The organism is Novosphingobium sp. BL-S-24, from assembly GCF_055521575.1.
The window spans coordinates 79039-99667 of sequence record NZ_CM145487.1; the positions used below are offsets into that span (position 1 = coordinate 79039).

Annotated in this window: 6 protein-coding genes; 2 read left to right on the forward strand and 4 right to left on the reverse strand. The window is 63.1% G+C overall.

From position 1 onward, the window contains the following. Positions 1-14 precede the first annotated feature (14 nt). The 3 genes from ACZ1JM_RS00315 to ACZ1JM_RS00325 all read right to left on the reverse strand — a co-directional run bounded on the left by ACZ1JM_RS00315 (position 15) and on the right by ACZ1JM_RS00325 (position 16711). Entirely contained in the window at positions 15-14261 is a 14247-nt protein-coding gene (locus ACZ1JM_RS00315) for an Ig-like domain-containing protein (protein ID WP_465132114.1), read from the reverse strand. A 1172-nt stretch (positions 14262-15433) separates the two neighbouring features. Beyond that, positions 15434-15679: a hypothetical protein gene (locus ACZ1JM_RS00320; RefSeq protein WP_465132115.1), complete on the reverse strand. Its 246-nt coding sequence runs from the start codon at positions 15677-15679 to the stop codon at positions 15434-15436. Between the two features lie 180 nt (positions 15680-15859). Further along, positions 15860-16711 carry a metallophosphoesterase family protein gene (locus ACZ1JM_RS00325; protein ID WP_465132116.1) on the reverse strand — a complete coding sequence of 284 codons (852 nt, stop codon included), beginning with the start codon at positions 16709-16711 and terminating at the stop codon, positions 15860-15862. 79 nt (positions 16712-16790) lie between these two features. Between ACZ1JM_RS00325 and ACZ1JM_RS00330 the strand changes: the two genes are divergently transcribed. Next, positions 16791-17765 carry a M48 family metallopeptidase gene (locus ACZ1JM_RS00330; protein WP_465132117.1) on the forward strand — a complete coding sequence of 325 codons (975 nt, stop codon included), beginning with the start codon at positions 16791-16793 and terminating at the stop codon, positions 17763-17765. A gap of 32 nt (positions 17766-17797) precedes the next feature. Here the strand turns inward: ACZ1JM_RS00330 and glmM are convergent, their stop codons facing one another. Further along, positions 17798-19138, reverse strand: a complete 1341-nt coding sequence (gene glmM / locus ACZ1JM_RS00335) for a phosphoglucosamine mutase (RefSeq protein ID WP_465132118.1) — start codon at positions 19136-19138, stop codon at positions 17798-17800. Between the two features lie 269 nt (positions 19139-19407). Between glmM and ACZ1JM_RS00340 the strand changes: the two genes are divergently transcribed. Beyond that, positions 19408-20616, forward strand: a complete 1209-nt coding sequence (locus ACZ1JM_RS00340) for a glycosyltransferase family 2 protein (RefSeq protein ID WP_465132119.1) — start codon at positions 19408-19410, stop codon at positions 20614-20616. Positions 20617-20629 lie beyond the last annotated feature (13 nt).

Consider the following 20629-nt stretch of genomic DNA (forward strand, 5'->3'; position numbering starts at 1 on the left):
CTTATCCCGTATGGTTACACCACTACCATGACCGGATGATCAACGAAGATGTTGGTCGTGCCCATCGTATAGTGATTGTAGGCTTCGCCGTTGATCAGGGTTTGTCCTTGGAACACCGCGCCGGTCATCGTCACGCTATCGCTGGCATCGCCGACCACCGTCAGCGTCTGATTGGCGTCGGTCATGTTGGTGACGGCGTTCTGCGTCAGGCTGATGGCGCGTCCGGTATCGCCGACACCCAGGTTGATCACTTCGATGTTGCGCACGTTTGTGACGGCATCGAAGTTGAGGATCGGGCTACCTGCCGGGCTTTCGATCAGCAGGGTATCGCGGCCGATCCCCCCGTCGATAAGGACGTCGGCGGCATCGAAGACCAGAATGTCATTGCCAGCCTCACCATACAGCCTGTCGGCTCCCGCACCGCCGCGCAGGAAATCGTTCCCGTTGCCGCCGTACAAGGTATCGTTGCCAGCATGGCCGTAAATCCGGTCGTTCCCCGAAGTGCCGAACAGCGTATCGCCGATGCCTGTGCCATCGATGAAATTCGGTGATCCGGTGGCGCTTAGCAGGTTCAGGTTGAGTAGGTTACCCGTGCCTGAAAGGTTGGACGTCTGATTGTTCGTGTCGGTTGCCGTGATCACCAGACTGCCCAGCACGTTGACCGCGATCGATGATTCGAGATGCACTGAACCAAGAAGTTCATTGATCGCCAAATTGCTGATCGTCCCGTTCGGCGTGGCGGACGTGATGGTTAGCGTGGACGATGGGCCAAGAAGGCCAAGGACCCCAGACTGGTTCTGTACCGAAAACTGCAGCCCCAGTTCCTGAGCCAGCAAGGTCGATGCGATCAGAGGATTGACCCCAAGCCCCACCAGCGCACCGTAGCTGACGGTAACGCTTTTCAGGTTGTTGTTCCGATCGAACGCGGTGAGAGACTGTGCGCTGAGATCGATAAGGTTCAGCGCGTCCAGTCCGATCAGCCCGAGCAGCGATGCGCTGTTGGCCTGCACGGTCGGCGGGACCTGCGGAATGGCTTCTATGACCAGCGCCTGTGAAGTGCTGCTGCCGACATTGCCGACTGCATCGACCACTCGCGCCGCCACGGTGTGGTTGCCCACAGCCAGTTGGCCTGCCCCATAGAACCAGTTGGTGCCGGCGGAGGATACATTGACCCAGGCGCCACCATCGATCTGCACCTGTACCTGGTCGCCCGCGCCCAATGTGGCGCTGAGAGTCCCGCCCACAGTCGGGGTGGAATCCTGCGTATTCCAGTCCCCCTGAATGCCGGTATCGGTGGTCAGGGTAGTGATGGCGATAGTTTGGCCCGGCGCCACCGTATCGACGTTCAACGCATACGTGTTGGATTGAGTGCTCGAATTGCCGGCAGGATCCACTGCTTGGGCGGTGAAGTTATGCGGGCCATCGGGCAGCGGTGAAGTGGGTGCAAAGGACCAGAAGCCCAGCGCGTCGGAGGTAGTGCTGCCCAGCAAGACCCCGTCGTTATAGATCAGCAGCGGCGTGTTGGCCGCGGCGGTGCCGAACAATTCGGGTCGGGTGTCAGCAGTGAAACCATTGTTGGAAACATTGCGGTTGCTCGAAGAGCTGTCGTCCACCGCGTAGAGAATGACAGGTGCAGCCGGCGCGATGGTATCGACGACGACGATATACGGAGACGATACTGGTCCCGAGTTACCCGCCGGGTCGGTCGCCAGCGCGGTAAGGCTGTGCGGGCCTTCACCGAGGGGGGTGGTGGGCGTGAAGGTCCAGTTACCACTGCCATCCGCCAGGGCGGTGCCGATCGCTGTGCCATTGTTGCGCACGGTGATGGTGGCCCCGGCCTCCGCCGTGCCCCGCAGCAGCGGGGTGGTATCATCGGTAAAGCCGCCGTTGGAAACGGGGCCTTGGATGGTGCCGACATCGTCGCTCACGCTGGTGATGATGGGTGCGGCGGGGGCAGTGGTGTCCACCGTAACGGTGAAGCCGCTCGACGTGGGGCTGACGTTCCCCGCGCCATCCCTGGCGGTGATGGTGAAGGTATGCAACCCTTGCGATAAGGCACTGGGCGGGCTGAAGCTCCAGTTGCCGCTGCCGTTCGCGATCGCCGTGCCCAGCACGGTGCCGTTGTTGAACACGGTGACGGTGGACCCCGCCTCCGCCGTCCCGCGCAGGAGCGGGATGGTGTCATCCGTGACCCCGCCATTGACGACGAAACCCTGCATACTACCGATATCATCGGTTACGCTCGTGATGGTTGGTGTGGCGGGTGCCACCGTGTCCACTATCAGCCCATAGCTGCTGGATTGGGTGCTCGCATTGCCCGCCGTATCAAGCGCGACGGCGGTGAAGCTGTGCGGGCCGTTGGCAAGGGCGGTGGTCGGGGTGAAGGTCCACGCGCCCGATCCGTTGGCGGTCGTCGTGCCGATCAGGGTCGTGCCGTCGAAGATGTCGATGACCGAATTCGGGGTGGCGGTCCCGGTCAGCTGGGGCAGGTTGTCGTTCGACATGCCGCCGTTGGCGATCGTCCCGGTTACCGGCGCGACATCGTCGATGATGCCGGTGATGACGGGGGCAGCGGGCGGCGTGGTGTCCACAACGATGGTGAAGCCGGACGAGACCGGACCCGTATTGCCCGCCGGATCGGTGGTGGTGGCGGTGAAGGCGTAGGTGCCTTCGGCCAGGGGGGATGCCGGGCTAAAGCTCCAGTTGCCGCCTCCGTCCGCAAGAGCAGTGCCGATGGCGGAGCCGTTGGACAGGATGGTGACGGTGGACCCGGCCTCTGCGGTGCCGCGCAGTAGCGGCATTGTGTCGTTGGTGACACCGCCGTTGGCAACCGGGCCTTGCACGGTGCCGATATCGTCGGTGACGCTGGCGATGATCGGGGAGGCGGGGGATGCCGTGTCCACGACCAGACCATAGGCCCCCGACGCTGAGCTCGCGTTGCCCGCTGCGTCTACGGCAACCGCCGTGAAGCTGTGCGAGCCATCGGCAATCGCGGCTCCGGGCGTAAAGGACCACACGCCGGATCCGTTGGCGGTAGTGCTGCCCACCAGGGTGCCACCGTCATAGATCAGGACGGTGGTGTTGGCGGCGGCGGTGCCGGTCAGCTGCGGCAGATTGTCGTTGGACAGGCCGCCGTTGGCGATCGTGCCGGTATTCGCAGCCACGTCGTCGATGATGCCCGTGATGGCCGGGACGGCGGGCGCGGTGGTGTCTACCGTGATCGCGAAGCCTGCCGATGCGGGACCGGCATTGCCCGCCGCGTCGGTGGCGATGGTGGTGAAGGTATAGATGCCTTCGCCCAGCGCCGGATTGGGGCTGAAGCTCCAGTTGCCCGATACATCGACTTGCGTGGTGCCGATCGCGGTGCCGTTGGAAAGGATCGTCAGCGTCGATCCCGCCTCTGCCGTTCCGCGCAGCAGCGGCACGGTATCGTTGGTGACTCCGCCATTGGCGACGGGCCCTTGCACGGTTCCGACATCATCGTTGACGCTGGTGATGACGGGCGCGGCGGGGGTGACGGTATCGACCCGGACCGAGAACGCGGCGGAGGCCCCGCTCTGGTTGCCGCTGGCATCCGTGGCGCGGACGGTGAACGTGTGGTTGCCCTCGCCCAAGGGAGTGGTGGGCGTGAAGCTCCAGTTACCCGCGCCGTCCGCCGTGGTGGTGCCGATCTGCGTGCCGTTCTCGAAAATGGCGACGCTGGCGTTTGCTTCCGCCGTACCGGTGAACGTAGGCTGCGTGTCGTTAGTCGCAGCACCGTTTGCGAGAGGACCGGTTACCGGGCCGACATCGTCGCTGGCACCGGTAATGACGGGTGCATTGGGCGCCGTGGTATCGACGGTGACGACATACGCCGCCGACGTGGCGCCAAGGTTTCCAGCGGCATCGCGCGCATTGGTGGTGAAGCTGTGCGATCCTTCGGCAAGCGGCGAGGCGGGCGTGAAGCTCCACGCGCCGGTGCCATCGGCAATAACGGTACCCAGCAACGCGCCGTTGTTGAAGACGGAGACGGTGGCGTTGGCTTCGGCGGTGCCGGTAAGTGTTGGCGTCGCATCATCAGACACGCCGCCATTTGCGATTGCCCCCTGGATGGTGCCTACGTTGTCGTTGGCAGAGGCGATGACCGGGGCGGCAGGCGCAGCGGTATCGACGGTAAGGTTGAAGGCGGTAGTCGTGCCGCTCTGGTTGCCGACTGCGTCGGTTGCGGTCACGGTCAGGGCATGGGGGCCGTCAGCGAGCGGAGTGGTGGGCGTGAAGCTCCACGCGCCCGATCCGTTGGCCGAGACGGTGCCGATCAGCGCGCCGTTGTCGAAGATGGAAACGGTGGAGTTTGCTTCCGCCGTGCCGGTCAGCGTGGGCCGGGCGTCGTCGGTGACGGTGCCGGTCGCCAGCGTGCCCTGAACCACGCCGACATCGTCGGATACGGTGGCGAGGGTCGGGGTGGCGGGGGCCAGGGTATCGACGACCACGGTAAACGATCCCGACGCCGCGCCGGACGTGCCGGCGGCATTGGTGGCGACCGCCGTCAGCGAATGCGAGCCTTCGCCCAGCGGCGTTGGAGGGGTGAAGCTCCACGCGCCGGTGCCATCGCTGGTGGTGGTGCCCAGCAGGGTCGCGCCTTCGAACACCGAAACGGTGACATTCGCAGGGGCAGTGCCGCTCAGCGTGGGCTGATTGTCGTTGGTAGCGCCGCCGTTGGCGATCGCGCCCAGGATCGGGCCGACATCGTCCAGGCCGCCGGTGATGACAGGCGCGGCCGGAACGCTGGTGTCGATTGTCAGCGTATAGGGCGCGGACGCGGCGCTGGTGTTGCCCAGCGGGTCAGCGGCGGTGATCGTGAAGCTATGGCCGCCGGTCGCCAGCGCGGCAGTGGTGAAGGTCCAGTTGCCGCCGGTCGCGATGGTGGTGCCCAGCAGGGTCGCGCCGTCATAGATGGAGATCGTCGCCCCGGCTTCTGCCGTGCCTGAAAGCGTGGGCGTGGTGTCGTTGGTGGTGCCGCCGCTGGCAACGTTGCCGGTGACGGGGGCCACATCGTCCGTCACGGCGGTGATGACCGGGACGGCGGGAGGCGCGGCATCGATCGTCTGCGTGCCTTGCGGAGAGACGTTGCCCGCGGCATCGCGGGCCGTGGCGGTCACGACTGTCGCGTCGGCCAGTACCGGGCTGGCCGGATACGTCCAGACGCCGCTCGCGTTCGCCTGCACCGTGGCGTCCGTGACACCGTCGCCGTTGAGGTCGATGTCGACAAAGGCGTTCGCTTCCGCCGTGCCGTTGAGCACGGAGCCGTTGCTGGGATCGATGGTCGGGGCGGCAGGCGCGATCGTATCGACCGTGAAGCCGACGGGCGCGCTGTTGAGGCTTTGCAGGGTACCGTCGCTGGCCGTCGCCGAAATGCTGTGCGCGCCTTCGCCCAAAGGCCCTGCAGGCGTAAAGCTCCAGTCGCCGTTGCCATCGGTGGTGGTGTTGCCAATGGCCGTCGTGCCGTCATAGATCGTGATGGCAGTGTTGGGGGCTGCGGTTCCGGTGATGACCGGGGTAGCGTCGTTCGTCGCGCCGCCGGGCGGAACCGGCGCCACCGTGCCGACATCGTCGATCACCGCCAGGATTACCGGCGTGGACGGCGGCGTCGTGTTGATCCCATCGTCCACGGTGACCGCGTTGCTGGGGCCTGACGTGTTGCCCGCAAGATCAATCGCCGTCGCCGTGAGAACCGAGTTATCAGTCAGCGGCGGAGTGAACGTGGTCTGCCAGCGGCCGAAGCCGTCCACCGTGATGACTTGCCCGTTGAGCGCGCCATCGACCGAGAGGATAATCGTCGCGCCGACTTCGCCGGTGCCGGACACGGTCGTTCCGTCGCTGATGTTGAGGACGGGGGGCAGGACCACGGTGTCCAGCGCCACCGCATAGCCGGAGGACACGGGGCTGACATTGCCCGCTGCGTTGGTGGCGGTGGCGGTGAAGGTATACGTACCATCGCCGCCGTTTAGCGTGGGCGTGAAGGACCAGTCGCCATTGCCGTCCGCCGTGATCGGGCCGGCCTGCGCAACGCCATTGATATAGAGCGTGATGATCGCGTTCGGATCGCTGGTGCCCGAAATCGTCGGCGTGTTGTCGTTGGTCGCGCCGCCGTTGCCCACGGAGCCGGACTGCGGAAGCGTGTCATCCTCGACACCCGAGATCACCGGAGCGGTCGGCGTGCCGGTCAGCACCGTGAAGGTGAACGGCGCGGTCGGGGTGCTGGCGTTTCCGGCGGCATCGGTGGCGATTATCGTGATGCTGTGGCCGGTATTGGTCAGCGGCGAGGCAGGTGTGAATGTCCAGTTGCCTGAGCCGTCGCTGGTGGTAGTGCCGATCGGAGTTCCGTTGTCGAGCACGGTGATGAGGGTGTTGGCGTCTGCGGTGCCACGAAGCACCGGCAGAGCATCGTCAGTGGTGGCACCGGAGGCCAGATCGCCGCGAACCGCGCCCTGATCGTCGTTCACCCCGACAAGTGTGGGAGTGGCGGGCGGCGTCTTGTCGAGCGTGACGACGGTGGAGGTCGCATTGCCTGCCGCGTCGGTGGCCGACACCGCGATGGGCGTGCCCGCGCCGGGGTCAGCAAGGAAGGTATAGGTCCATGCCCCGGTGACAGGATCGGCCTGCACCGTATCGGCGCTGCCGTCGTTGTTGACGTCGATGCTGATCGTCACGCCCGGCTCTGCGGTGCCGGTCAGGGTGGACAGGCCGTTGGATGGATTGACGGTCAGCGCCGGGCCGGTGGCGTCGATCGTAAAGGTGAACGCGGTGGACGCCGGGCTGGCGTTGCCCGCCGCATTGAGCGCGGTGGCGGTGATGGCGTGTGCCCCTTCGCCCAGCGTCGGGGTGACGCTCCACTCGCCGTTGCCGTCCGCAACCACGCTGGTGACGAACACGCCATTGTCGAAGACAGAGACGGTGGAATTGGCCTGCGCGGTGCCGCTGATCGTCGGCGTGGTATCATTGGTGAGGCCGCCTGTTGTAACGAGGCCGACGATGCCGGGGACGTTGTCTTCCACCAGAGTAATCTGCGGGGCCGCCGGGGTCACGGTGTTCAACGTGGCGGTATAGGCGGGAGAGGCCGGTCCGGGGATACCGGCGGGACTGGTGACGATCGCCGTGAAGCTGAGTGGCCCATCGGCGAGAGGAGCGGCGGGCGTGAAGCTCCACGCGCCGGTGCCGTCCGCCGTCGTTGTGCCCAGCAAGGTGCCCTGGTTGAACACGGAAACGCTGGCGTTGGCAGTGGCGGTGCCTGTGATGGTCGGCGTCGCGTCGTCCGTCCCGCCGCCATTGGCGACCGTGCCCTGCGTTACGCCGACATCGTCCGTCAGCCCGGTGATGGCGGGCGCGGCGGGGGTGCTGCCGTCGATCGTGACGACATAGGCAGGTGTCGGCGCGGTGGTGTTGCCCAGCGCGTCAGCAGCGGTGGCGGTGAAGGAATGCGGCCCTGCGGCCAGCGGCGTGGTCAATTGCAGCGACCACAGACCGTTGGTTCCGGCCGTCACCTGCCCAAGCTGGGTCGCGCCATCGAAGACGGTGACGATCGCGCCCGGCTCTACCGTGCCGGAGATGACCGGCAGCGTATCGTCGCTGGTGCCGCCACTGGCAACATTGCCGGTCAGCGGGCCGACATCATCCAGCACGCCGGTGATCGCCAGCGCGGTCGGGGGTGCGGAATCGATGGTGATCCGGTCGCTGCCCGATGTGTTGCCCGCGGCGTCAGTCGCGGTGGCGGTGACGATGGTGCCGTTCGCCAGCGGCGATCCGGCGGGCGGGGTATATGTCCACAAGCCGCCCGTTGCGACCACGGTAGCATCGGCGATGCCGTCTCCGTTGAAGTCCAGGTTCACGGTGGCGTCAGGCTCGGCACTGCCGGTCACCGTGGAGCCGTTGCTGGGGTTGATGATGGGAGCGGCGGGGGCGACCGTATCGACGGTGAGCCCGAAACTGGTCGACGGGGCGCTGGTGTTGCCAGCGGCGTTGGTCGCCGTGGCGGAGAAGACATGCGCTCCTTCGCTCAGCACGGTGCCAGGCGTGAACGTCCACGCGCCACTGGCATCGGTAACTGCAACACCGATGGCGACGCCGTTGTCGAAGATCGTGACGGTGGTGCCGGGGGCAGTGGTGCCGGACAGGACGGGGAGCACATCGTCGGTCACTGCGCCGCTGCCAAGGGTGCCGGTGTAGAGGCCGACATCGTCCGCCGCCGCCGAAATGACAGGTGCCGCGGGGGTGGTCGTGTCGATGGTCAGCACGAACGCCGCAGAAGGCGCGCTGGGCACGCCTGCCGCGCTCTGTGTGCTCGCAGTGTAGTTATAGGTGCCATCCACAAGCGGCGTGGTCGGCGTGAAAGTCCATGCGCCCAGCGGGTTTGCCGTTACGGTGGCAACCGCCGTCCCGTTCTGCAGGATCGTCACCAAAGCCCCGGGATCCGCCGTTCCCGACAGAGTCGGCGTGCCATCGTCCGTCGTTGCACCGCTCGCCAGAACGCCTGTTGCCGGCCCAACATCGTCCAAAGCCCCGGAAATAGCGGGTGCAGCCGGAACGCCGGTGTCGATGGTGAATTCGAACGACGCGGACTGCCCGCTGGTATTTCCTGCGACATCGGTGGCGGAAACCCAGACGGACTGCGGGCCATCGGCAAGCGCGGCAGTGGGCGTGAAGCTCCAGGCGCCGCTGCCATCCGCAACAGTGGTGCCCAGTAGCAAACCATTGTTATAAATGGATACTGTAGACCCAGCCTCAGCCGATCCGCTGAAGGTAGGCGTCGTATCGTTCGTGATACCATTAGCGGCGATAGCGCCCAGCACAGGCCCGGCATCGTCAGTAACCGCGTTGATCGCGGGCAGACCCGGCGCATCGGTATCGACGGTCAGCACGAACGGCGCAGACGCTCCGCTGGTGTTGCCCAGCGCATCGGCGGCGGTGATCGTCAAGGTGTGCAGGCCGGTGGCTAGCGGAACCGTGGGCGTGAAGCTCCAAGCGCCGGAACCATTGGCCGTCGCGGTGCCAATCAGCGTGCCACCGTCGAACACGGAAATGCGGGCATTCGGCTCGGAAGTGCCAGAAAGCGTGGGCTGGCGGTCGTCGGTCCGATCGCCACTGGTCAGAGCGCCGACCACCGGGCCGACATCGTCCGTAACCACGCCGATCGCGGGCACAGCGGGTGCCGTTGCATCGACGATAGCGGGCGTCGAAGGAGGCGAGACGTTGCCCGCCGCATCGATAGCCGTTGCGGTGACGGCGGTGCCATCGGCGAGCGGGGCGGGCAGGGTGATGCTCCAGGCACCGTTGCCGCCTGCAGTGGTCACGGCATCAGGCACGCCGTCGCCATTGGTATCGAGACTGACGGTTGCCCCGGCTTCCGCAAGGCCGGTCACAAGCACGCCGTTGGTCGGGTTCACCTGCGGCGCCCCCGGCGCGAGGGTATCGACGGTAATCGAGAAGGCGGGGGAGGGGAGGCTTTCATTGCCGACCCTGTCGGTGGTGGTGGCGGTGAGGGCCTGGGGGCCATCGGCGAGCGGGGCTGTGGGGGTGAAGCTCCAGGCGCCATTGCCATCGGCGTTCGTTGTGCCGAGCAGGACGCCGTTGGCGTAGACCGAGACAAGGACGCCGGCCTCAGCCGTCCCCGTGAGGGTTGGCGCTGCATCGTTCGTGGCTGCGCCGTTGGTGAGGGTGCCCTGGACCGGAGCAACATCGTCGATCACCGCACCCACGACCGGGACCGGCGGCGGGGTGGTATCGATGGCGACGGTCACCGTACCGCTGGCGGCAGGCGAGGCATTGCCCGCCGCATCGACCGCGACGACACTGACGAGAGTGCCATCGGCGAGCGAGGGCGTGAACGTGACGGTCCATGCCCCGGCCTGATCGGCGAGCACGGTGGCATCGGGGGTGCCATCGCCATTGGTGTCGATAAGCAGCGTGGCCCCCGCCTCGGCGGTGCCGGACAGGGTGGTGCCGTCGGTGGGATCGAGCACGGGCGCTGGCGGCGGCGTGGTGTCCACGGTAAAGGCCAACGGAGCCGATGCAGCACTGACGTTTCCGGCGGCATCGGTAGCGGTGAAGCTGACGGCATGCGCGCCTTCGCCAAGCGGCGTAGTGGGCGTGAAGTTCCAGGCGCCATTGCCATCGACGGCGGCGGTGCCGAGCAGGCTTGTGCCGTCATAGACCGATACGGTCGATCCGGCCTCTGCGGTGCCGCTGAAGGTCGGCGTGGTATCGTCGGTTACGCCATTGCCAGCGATGCTACCAACGACGGTACCCGCATCGTCGGTCGCACCCAGAACCACCGGTGCGGCGGGCGGGGTGGTGTCGATCCCGGCGGTGACGGTGACGCTTCCCGAAGGCGAAGCGTTGCCCGCCGCATCGGTAGCGACAGCGGTGACGACAGTCCCTGCCGCAACCGGCGAGGGCAGCGTAACGCTCCAGCTGCCATCCGCCGCAACGGTGGTGGTGGCATCGGCCACCCCGTCGCCATCGGTGTCAATGCCAACGGAAGTTCCCGCCTCAGCGGTGCCGGACACCGTCATGCCATCCGATGGCGACAGAACCGGCGCAGTCGGCGCCAGCGTGTCGATCGTGATCGGATAGGCGCTCGACGCCGGACTAACATTGCCCAGCCCGTCCGTCGCCGTGGCGGTGAAGCTGTATGCGCCGTCCCCCAGCGCCGGTGTAGTGAATGTCCACCAGCCACTGGAATTGGAGATGGTGGTGCCAATCAGCACAGTGCCGCTATAAATCGTGACGGTCGATCCAGCTTCGGCAAAGCCGCTCAGCGTCGGGGTGGAATCGTTAGTCGCGCCTGTTTCGATGATGACGCCGACCACAGGCTGAGCATCGTCCGCCACACTGTTGATGACAGGTGCCGACGGAGCGCCGTCATCAATGACGACCGTGGCGGGCAAAGACGTATTGCCCACCGCATCGCGCGCCGTGACGGTGACGTTGGTGCCATCGGGAATGGGGGCCCCTGGCGTAAAGGTCCAGGCACCGGTCGGCCCGGCCTGCACGGTTCCATCGACCGTGCCATCGCCATTGAGATCGATATCGACGGCGACGTTCGGCTCGGCGGTGCCGGTGAGTACGGTTCCGCTACTCGGATCAACGAGCGGCACAGCGGGTGCGGTTGCGTCAACGATCGCCGGGGCTGATGGGGTTGAGACGTTGCCCGCCGCATCGGTAGCCGTCGCGGTGACGGCCGTGCCATCAACAAGCGGGGCAGGCAGGGTGATGCTCCATGCACCATTGCCGTCCGCGGTGGTCACCGCATCAGGCGCGCCATCACCATTGATGTCGAGGCCAACGGTCGAACCCACCTCCGCAAGGCCGGTGATGAGCACACCATTGGTCGGGTTCACCTGAGGTGCGCCCGGGGCCACCGTATCAACGGTGAAGGCAAAAGCTGCAGATGCGGCGCTCTCATTGCCGGCGGCGTCGGTAGCGGTAAAGCTGATGCTGTGCGCGCCTTCGCCGAGCGGCGGAGCAGGAGTAAAGCTCCAAGCGCCGTTACCATCGACAGTCGCCGTGCCGATTTGGGTCGCGCCGTCATAGACCGCGATGGTCGCGCCCATTTCCGCAGTTCCGTTGAAGGTTGGCGTGGCATCGTCGGTCACGCCGTTGGCAGCTATCGTTCCGAGAATGGCGCCTACATCATCGGTAGCGCCTAGAACCACCGGCACAGCGGGCGGCGTGGTGTCGATCCCGGCGGAGATGGTGACGCTGCCCGAAGCGGAGACGTTGCCCGCCGCATCGGTAGCGGTCGCGGTGACGGCGGTGCCATCGGCGAGCGGCGTGGGCAGGGTGATGCTCCAGGCGCCGTTGCCTCCTGCGGTGGTAACGGCATCAGGCACGCCGTCGCCATTGGTATCGAGACTGACGGTTGCCCCGGCCTCGGCGGTGCCGGAAACTGTCACGCCATCCGATGGCGAAAGCACAGGCGCCCCCGGCGCGAGGGTATCGACGGTGATCGAGAAGGCGGGGGAGGGGAGGCTTTCATTGCCGACGCTGTCGGTGGTGGTGGCGGTAAGGGCCTGGGGTCCATCGGCGAGCGGGGCTGTGGGGGTGAAGCTCCAGGCGCCGTTGCCATCGGCGTTCGTTGTGCCGAGCAGGACGCCGTTGGCGTAGACCGAGACAAGGACGCCGGCCTCTGCCGTCCCCGTGAAGGTTGGTGTGGCATCGTTCGTGGCTGCGCCGTTGGTGAGGGTGCCCTGGACCGGAGCAACATCGTCGATCACCGCACCCACGACCGGGACCGGTGGCGGGGTGGTATCGATGGCGACGGTCACCGTACCGCTGGCGGCAGGCGAGGCATTGCCCGCCGCATCGACCGCAACGACACTGACGAGAGTGCCATCAGCGAGCGAGGGCGTGAACGTGACGGTCCATGCCCCGGCCTGATCGGCGAGCACGGTGGCATCGGGAGTGCCATCGCCATTGGTGTCGATAAGCAGCGTGGCCCCCGCCTCGGCTGTGCCGGACAGAGTGGTGCCGTCGGTGGGATCGAGCACGGGCGCTGGCGGCGGCGTGGTGTCCACGGTAAAGGCCAACGGAGCCGATGCAGCACTGACGTTTCCAGCGGCATCGGTAGCGGTGAAGCTGACGGCATGCGCGCCTTCGCCAAGCGGCGTAGTGGGGGTGAAGTTCCAGGCGCCATTGCCATCGACGGCGGCGGTGCCGAGCAGGCTTGTGCCGTCATAGACCGATACGGTCGATCCGGCCTCTGCGGTGCCGCTGAAGGTCGGCGTGGTATCGTCGGTTACGCCATTGCCAGCGATGGTACCAACGACGGTACCCGCATCGTCGATCGCACCCAGAACCACCGGTGCGGCGGGCGGGGTGGTGTCGATCCCGGCGGTGACGGTGACGCTTCCCAAAGGCGAGGCGTTGCCCGCCGCATCGGTGGCGACGGCGGTGACGACAGTCCCTGCCGCGACCGGTGCGGGCAGCGTAACGCTCCAGCTGCCATCCGCCGCAACGGTGGTGGTGGCATCGGCCACCCCGTCGCCATCGGTGTCAATGCCAACGGAAGTTCCCGCCTCAGCGGTGCCGGACACCGTCACGCCATCTGATGGCGACAGAACCGGCGCAGTCGGCGCCAGCGTGTCGATCGTGAAAACGAAGGGCGCTGATGGGACACTGATATTGCCAGCGGCATCTGTGCCGGTGAACGTCAGGCTATGTCCGCCTTCGCCCAAGGGTGTGGTTGGAGTAAAAGTCCAAGCGCCGTTCGCATTCGCGACTGTCGTACCAAGGGCAGTGCCGTCGTCGTAGACCGTGACAACTGATCCCGCCTCGGCCGTACCTGTCAGCGTGGGGGTCGTATCATCGGTCGTACCGCCTGCAGCAATCGGGCCCTGAATCGCACCTGCATCATCCGATGCAGCGGACAGCCCCGGCACCGCCGCTGGCGTTGTATCGACGGTAAACGGGAAAGAGGTAGACGTAGCGCTTACGTTGCCGGCTGCGTCGGTAGCCGTGAAGGTGATGCTGTGACCACCTTCAGCCAAGGCGGGGGCGGGGGTGAAAGTCCATGAGCCCGAAGAGCTTGCTGTGGCTGTGCCGATCAGGCTGCCATTGTCGTACACCGAAATTCGGGCGCCCGCTTCCGCGGCACCGCTGAAAGTCGGGGTCGCATCATCAGTAACGCCGCCGCTAGCGATGACTCCCTGGGCCGGACCGACATCGTCCGTCGTGGCGGACAGCACCGGTGCCGCAGGAGGCGTCGTATCGACAGGGGGAGGAGTGCCGCCACCGTTTCCACCGCCGCCGCCCGCCGCAGCAGCAACACCACCTATACCTGCCGCGCCAAGCCCAGCCAGCGCCAAGGAGCTGAATCCACCCGAGCTGCTCGCAGCGGTTACCCCCGCAGCAGCTGCTGTATCCACTTCAGCTTCTACTGCAGTTAGTTCGTAATTCACCGGACCGGTGCCGGGATCGCCAGCGGGCAAACAAGCGGCGCTGTCCAGATTTACAAGCCAGTTGGCTCCATTAACAGGGTCTTCAAGACTGATCTGGCCTGGCTCTTCCGAACCGCAGGCAAAGTAACTGGCCAGCCGCAGTACTGAACCGTCGGCAAACTGAATGACCAAGTCATTGAGATCGCGCGTCATCGAAGTGACGGATTGTGGGGACACGGCGATATTAATGTTCGAATTGGCAGGAACAGCGACTTGAGCATTATCTCCCACAACCACACGATCAATCTTGTTGGTGATGCGGTGAGCAGTCTCGACGAGCTTGTCCATGACATTGTTCCCAGCAATAAGTCTGCTGCTCATACTAAGAAGCAGCATTCATTTTCTTGTCGGACAAAAATAATAGACTATAAGTAATCTAATTTTTGCCTTAGTTAATTACAAATTAATCACACGACCTCTTCAAGTCTGAGTAGATCGTTTTTCGATTTTTTAGGTGTAATACATTATTCGAAATCAAGAAAATTGGTTTCTTGCGAACTATGTCCATTGTGGACAGGAATTACATTCGATGTGAGTGGAGTTGCCTTTGCATCTGCTCGGCCAAACGCTCTTTTTCGAGCAACTAACTGAGCAGAACGATCGTCTTGCTCGCTCAAACATATGTCGGGGCGCAACGGCGCAATTATCATATGTGGTTTGTTAGCAGCCAGATCGCCTATCGGCTGAGATGCATACCGAGTATGCAGCAACGAAGATTATTCGTCATCGCGAAATAAAATTCTACATATAATCAGTAAATCGTCCAACTAATAATAATCATGAATATTCAATATTTATTTAGTCTTAATTTTACATTTAATAGATCTTAGTTGAGCGCATTTTGACAGCATAAATTTCAGTACGCGGAGCACTAATAGAAGCCCCGGATATGCTGAATTTACCGGCATGATGCCGGCGATGTACATCCTACCGTGGGAGTGTGGAGATCGACAAAAACGCGCAGCGAATTCACGCCGAGAAAGCCTGATCGTTTGACGCTGGCCAAGATGGCGCACTGGTGGCAGCAATAACTTAGATTGGTAAGGAAACGATTGGTACCGGTAGCGTAAGCCGACGATGATCGTCAGCACGGAAGGCCAAGCTGATCTTGAGCATCAAGTGCCGTTGTGAATGATATCGAGGTGAGGAAAACTGATGGATTGTGCTGTTAAGCATTGAACTACACAAAACAGCTTTGTCGGTAGTCTCGGCAACGATTAGTCGGCTCTACCTGTATATGCTGGAGAAGGGTGTGCATCAATCTGCATTCAAGGAGTCATCTAAAGACACCCATTCCTGTACGGCTGATGATGAAGAACGGAAGTGGTAGACTTTGATAGAGATGTGTGGAGGCATCGGCCGGTATCGGCGAGGCTGATACAATGTTTAGTATTGCGTCTGCGCCGGACAAAAAAATGGCGGCTCGAAAGCCGCCATTTCCTTGACTGTAACAGGACAGATTAGTTGCTGTCGCCGTTGTCGTTGTCGTCGCTGGCGATGATCACAACGCCGGCGATGACTGCAGCAGCTGCTGCAACGCCGATGATGGCGCCGCCAGCGAGGTCGCTGGACTTCTTGCCCTTGCTCGAAGCCTTGACCGACGAAGCCTTGGCAACCGAGAGCGAAGCAGCAGGGTTTGCAAGAGCAGGAGCCGCTACCAGCGACGAAGCAACAGCAGCAGCGACAAGAAGATTGCTAATACGCATATCTATTGGCCTTTTTTCTAGAAAAAACGTGACACGAGAGTCTCGGCTAGCAATGCCTGGACATGCGCGCAAGCGAATTGATGCGCTGCACCAAAATCTTGGGGCGAAGTGTTGAACGTCTGCAACGGTATCACACGAGTGCAATCGATAGCGCCATCATTTTTTTACAAAGCGGCAATCTCATGCTGGGACAGTAGCGCGAACCTGCTGCTCCTGCAGGACCCACCGATCCTGCCCTTCAAAACCCATCGCCGTAAGGATTCCAGAGCGATAGGCGCCGGTATCAAGACCGATGCGACCGATCTCCTCGACCACTGATTCACTTATCGTATGGCCGTATACGACGGTTTTATTGGGAAATGGTCGACGATGCGCTGTGGAGGGGACAAGAAAATCGTCGCGAATCCACCGCAAATCGCTGATTTTTTGTTCGTTCAGCGGCACGCCGGGTCGAATCCCGGCATGCACGAACACATAATCACCTTCGACGATCAGATCTTCGAAGCTCGTAAGAAAATTCCGATGGGAGGCAGGGACCGCAGCGTCCACCATTGCGGCCAGTTCGCCGAAGTCAGCAGCATCATAGGCATCCTGAGTAATGCCATAGCTCAGGATCGTCGCGGCGCCGCCGATGCGGTGGAACAGGCGGATCGCTTTCCCGTCCCCGGTCAATACCGTTAGGAACACCTCTTCATGGTTGCCCATCAGAAAGCGGGTTTCAGGCCGTTCAGCTTTCAGCACCATCAGGCGCTCGATTACGCCTGCAGATTCAGGACCTCGATCAATCAGGTCGCCAAGGAAGATCAGTTGGTATTCACCGCCACGCGCCGCCGAATCGGCTTCGATCCGGGCCAGAAGACCTTCAAGCAGGTCCAGCCTTCCATGAATATCGCCGATAGCATAGATCCGCCGGCCCTCGGGGACCGCAGCGGCGGGCTCTGCGATTTTGGCAGAGCGAAAGAAAAGTTTCGCGAGCATTGGGAAGTTGCGGTACCCTGGCGGCGATGAACGTCGAATGTCCGCAATGATCAAACTTCGCCGCGTTGCAAGCATAAACCACCGAAAAGTGACGGTACGCTGCCTTTTGCACATAGCAATCGGCGTTGCTGCGATGGCCGGTGCCTCCGCGTCCGCCCCGGCGGCAGATAGCCCGCAATTCGAGAACATACGGGCAGTCGATACGCAACTGACCGAGATTGGCTATCGACTGGCTGTCGCAAATGCGCCCCTGTGCGATCGGCAGGAGCCGGGTCTGGGGCTGTTGCTACATACGCCGACGCAATATGCGCGCGGTGTTCGAGATGAGGCAATCCGGCACTTCCGTTTCGATGGTCCGGCAGGGGTGGAGGCGGTGCTTCCTGGATCACCCGCTGCGGCAGCAGGCGTGAAAGCGGATGACGCGGTGCTCGGAGCAGGCACCGTACGCTTCGATGCGGCAGACCTTGGCGGCGATGCCGGAACTGCCGAACTGATCAGGCTGGCGGGGCAGATAGCCGCCTTGCCGGCCGGAGTGCCGATGAAATTAAACGTCCGGCGCAATGGGATCGACAAAATGATGACGGTTCATCCTGTTCCCGCGTGCCGCACGCGATTCGAAGTGGCGGTTGGGCCAGAATTTGTTGCCCGCGCAGACGGGGAAATGGTCCAGATCGGCAGCAGGTTCTTTGCGGATTATCCCGATTTAGTGGCGGCTCCGATCGCTCACGAGCTGGCGCACAACATCCTGCGCCATCGTGATCGGCTCGAAGCCAAAGGCGTCGATTATGGGCTTTTGTCGGGCTTCGGCAGCAACGTGGCCTATTTCCGGCAGACCGAACTGGAAGCAGATATCCTGTCGGTATCCCTTCTCGCCAACGCGGGTTACGATCCTGACATTGCCGTCCGTTTCTGGCAAGCCTTCGGGCCGAAGCACGCTGGCGGACCACTTAGAAGCCGCTCTCACCCGGCCTGGAAGGACCGCGTCGCGACGATCCAGCGGGCTATTGCGGCATTGGGAGCGTCACGGCCCAACCGTCCCGCGATCATGGCCGACCGTGACAAACCACTTGATGGGGACTGGCAGAAATTGCTCGTGACGGCGCGCTGATCGGCGCCGTTGAATAGGGCAGCTGCGACGGCTTAGGCTGCGACTCTTTCCACAGCATGGCAAATGGACGCGACGGCTGCTTCCACTTCGCCTGCGTCGTCGCCTTCCGCCATGACGCGGATCACCGGCTCCGTGCCGGAGGGGCGAATGACTAGGCGACCCCGGCCGTTCAGTGACGCCTCGGCGTTTGCGATGGATGTCCGGACGCTGTCGATTTCCAGCGGTCGGCCTCCGGCAAACCGCACGCTGCGCAGCAGTTGGGGGACCGGATCGAACAAGTGCAGCAGTTCGCTGGCGGGCTTACCCGACTGAACCAGCGCCGCCAGCACCTGCAACGCGGCGATCGTGCCGTCGCCGGTGGTTGCGTGATCCAGCAGGATCATGTGCCCCGACTGTTCGCCGCCCACGTTGAAACCACCCGCGCGCATCCGCTCAAGGACGTGACGATCCCCTACCGCAGTACGCTCAAGGGTGAGGCCCTGACCATCGAGATAGCGTTCGAGGCCAAGGTTCGACATGACCGTGGCGACCACGCCGCCGCCCCGCAGTTCTCCCCGCGCCGCCATCTGGCCGCCGATCAGCGCCATGATCTGGTCGCCGTCCACCGTCCGGCCCTTTTCATCGACCACGATCAGGCGATCGGCATCGCCATCCAGCGCGATGCCGATATCCGCACTCGACGAAATCACCGTATCGCGGAGTAATTCGACATGGGTGGAACCGCAGCGATCATTGATGTTCTTGCCGTTGGGATTGACGCCGATCTCCACGATCTCCGCACCCAGTTCCCACAGCGCGCACGGCGTGACCTGATAGGCTGCACCATTGGCGCAATCGATCGCGATCTTCAGGCCATCGAGCCTCACCGTTGAAGGCAGCGAGCTTTTGACAGCGTGGATATAGCGGCCCGGCGCATCGTCAATACGGCGCGCACGCCCAATTTCGGACGGTGCGGCCAGATCGACATCTTGCGTGAGCAAGGCTTCGATAGCCAGTTCGTCCGCATCTGAAAGCTTGAAGCCGTTAGGACCGAAAAGCTTGATGCCGTTGTCTTCATAACCGTTGTGGCTGGCAGAAATCATCACACCGACATCGGCGCGGAGTTCGCGGGTAAGCAGGGCGACCGCCGGGGTCGGCATCGGCCCTAGCAGCACCACGTCCATGCCGACGCTGGTAAAGCCGGCAACCATGGCGTTTTCAAGCATATAGCCGGAGAGGCGGGTATCTTTGCCAATCACGACTCGATGGCGATGTTCACCACGCAGGAAGTGCGAACCGGCGGCCTGACCTACCTTCATGGCGGTGGCAGCGGTCATCGCGCCTTGGTTTGTACGCCCACGAATACCGTCGGTGCCGAAAAACTGCCTGGTCATATATGCCCCCCTCAAGAGGTATCCGTAGAATTACCAACGAGGCGCAACGCATTAGCGGCTTATTTGATCCTGCCAACTGGGTAATGCCGAGTATCACGCCGTTACATGCTACAAATGCGTAAACCCTTGGGACAAGTTGGTATTTTAACGGGATGAGTTGCCTGGCTTCATGGGTGGTCAGCTGACCGCCGGATTTCCTCTAAATTAACCATATCTTTAGTAGCCTGCGTTTACATGCCGAGCATCAAGCTGTCTGAGGGCGTATATTGATGTCGGTATCCGAAGTGGCCCTTTCCATATGCGTGCCCACGTTTAACCGACAGTTCATGCTGGAGCGGAACGTTACCTTTCATCTGGAGGCGTTCCGGCGGCTTGGCATCGCTTTCGAGATGGTGCTCGTCGACGATTGTTCGACCGATGAAACGGCCGCCTACCTTGCTTCCCTTGCCGAGGAGCCGGAAATCAGGACCTATCGTCGGGTCTGCAACAGCGGGTTCATGAGCAATTACGCTTTTGCCATGAATCGGGCGCGGGGGCGATATGCGGTATTCCTTGGCGACGACGATCTGCTGATCCCCGAAAAGGTGGTGGAATACATCGGCGTGATGGAAGCGGATCCGGCAATCGGCATGGTTCAGGCGCCGTGGATGCTGGTCGATGCGCGCGAGGGCGGAGGCGACATGGCGCCGTTCTACAAGCTGGCCGAGCCGATACGGCATGCGAAAGGCGATTTCGGCGGATTGCTGAACTTCATCCTTGAGCGCCACGTCTTTCCCGAATTCCTGATCGTGCGCCGCGACGTGCTGGCCGATTCGATATCGAGCGCCACGCCCTTCATCTTCTGGGCATTCCTCTTCACCGCAAGGGCGCTGAATGCAGCGGACGTGCTGTTTGTGCCGGAGCCATTTGCGCGGGTAACAGCCATCTCTGACGATCCCCGCACCCAGCAGGGCAATAAGGAATGCATGTTTCAGTGGGACACCTATCGCGGTGGGCTTGAGTTCATCGCATCCCACATGTTCGGACCGGGCCAGACCGGCGAGGAAGATCGCGGCCCGCTGATCAGCGCGATCCTGCACTTCATGGCGCTGCGCCAGTCGGTGGCGTTGCGGTTGTTGATCCAGGGCCAGCGCTGGCCGGAAGCCTACGTCCTGTACCATCGCATGGCCGCGTACAGCCCGCCGCAGATGGAAATGGTGTCGCTCGACATCGTGCGCACGCTGGCGGCGCTGACGGTAGCGGCGACCGAGGCGGGCGAATACGCCGAAGCGCCCGTCGTCATCGACCCTAGCTTGGACGAGCATATCCTCGGCATGATTGCGCCCGCTCTGCGCGATCGACTGACCCATGAGCTGCCATCGGCGGAAGGCCGCGGCCCCCGGGCTTGGCTCCGCGTGAACCAAGGGTTTGCGGTCGATCAGGTGCAGGATCAGGACGCCGTGTTTGACCTGCCTTCCTATCTCAAGCAGTTCTTCTGACGGCAGGACGCGG

Bases quoted from the DNA above. Each gene is read 5' to 3' on its own strand.
- ACZ1JM_RS00315 (WP_465132114.1), bottom strand. From the start codon at position 14,261: ATGGACAAGCTCGTCGAGACTGCTCACCGCATCACCAACAAGATTGAT.
- ACZ1JM_RS00320 (WP_465132115.1), bottom strand. From the start codon at position 15,679: ATGCGTATTAGCAATCTTCTTGTCGCTGCTGCTGTTGCTTCGTCGCTG.
- ACZ1JM_RS00330 (WP_465132117.1), top strand. From the start codon at position 16,791: ATGGCCGGTGCCTCCGCGTCCGCCCCGGCGGCAGATAGCCCGCAATTC.
- glmM (WP_465132118.1), bottom strand. From the start codon at position 19,138: ATGACCAGGCAGTTTTTCGGCACCGACGGTATTCGTGGGCGTACAAAC.
- ACZ1JM_RS00340 (WP_465132119.1), top strand. From the start codon at position 19,408: ATGTCGGTATCCGAAGTGGCCCTTTCCATATGCGTGCCCACGTTTAAC.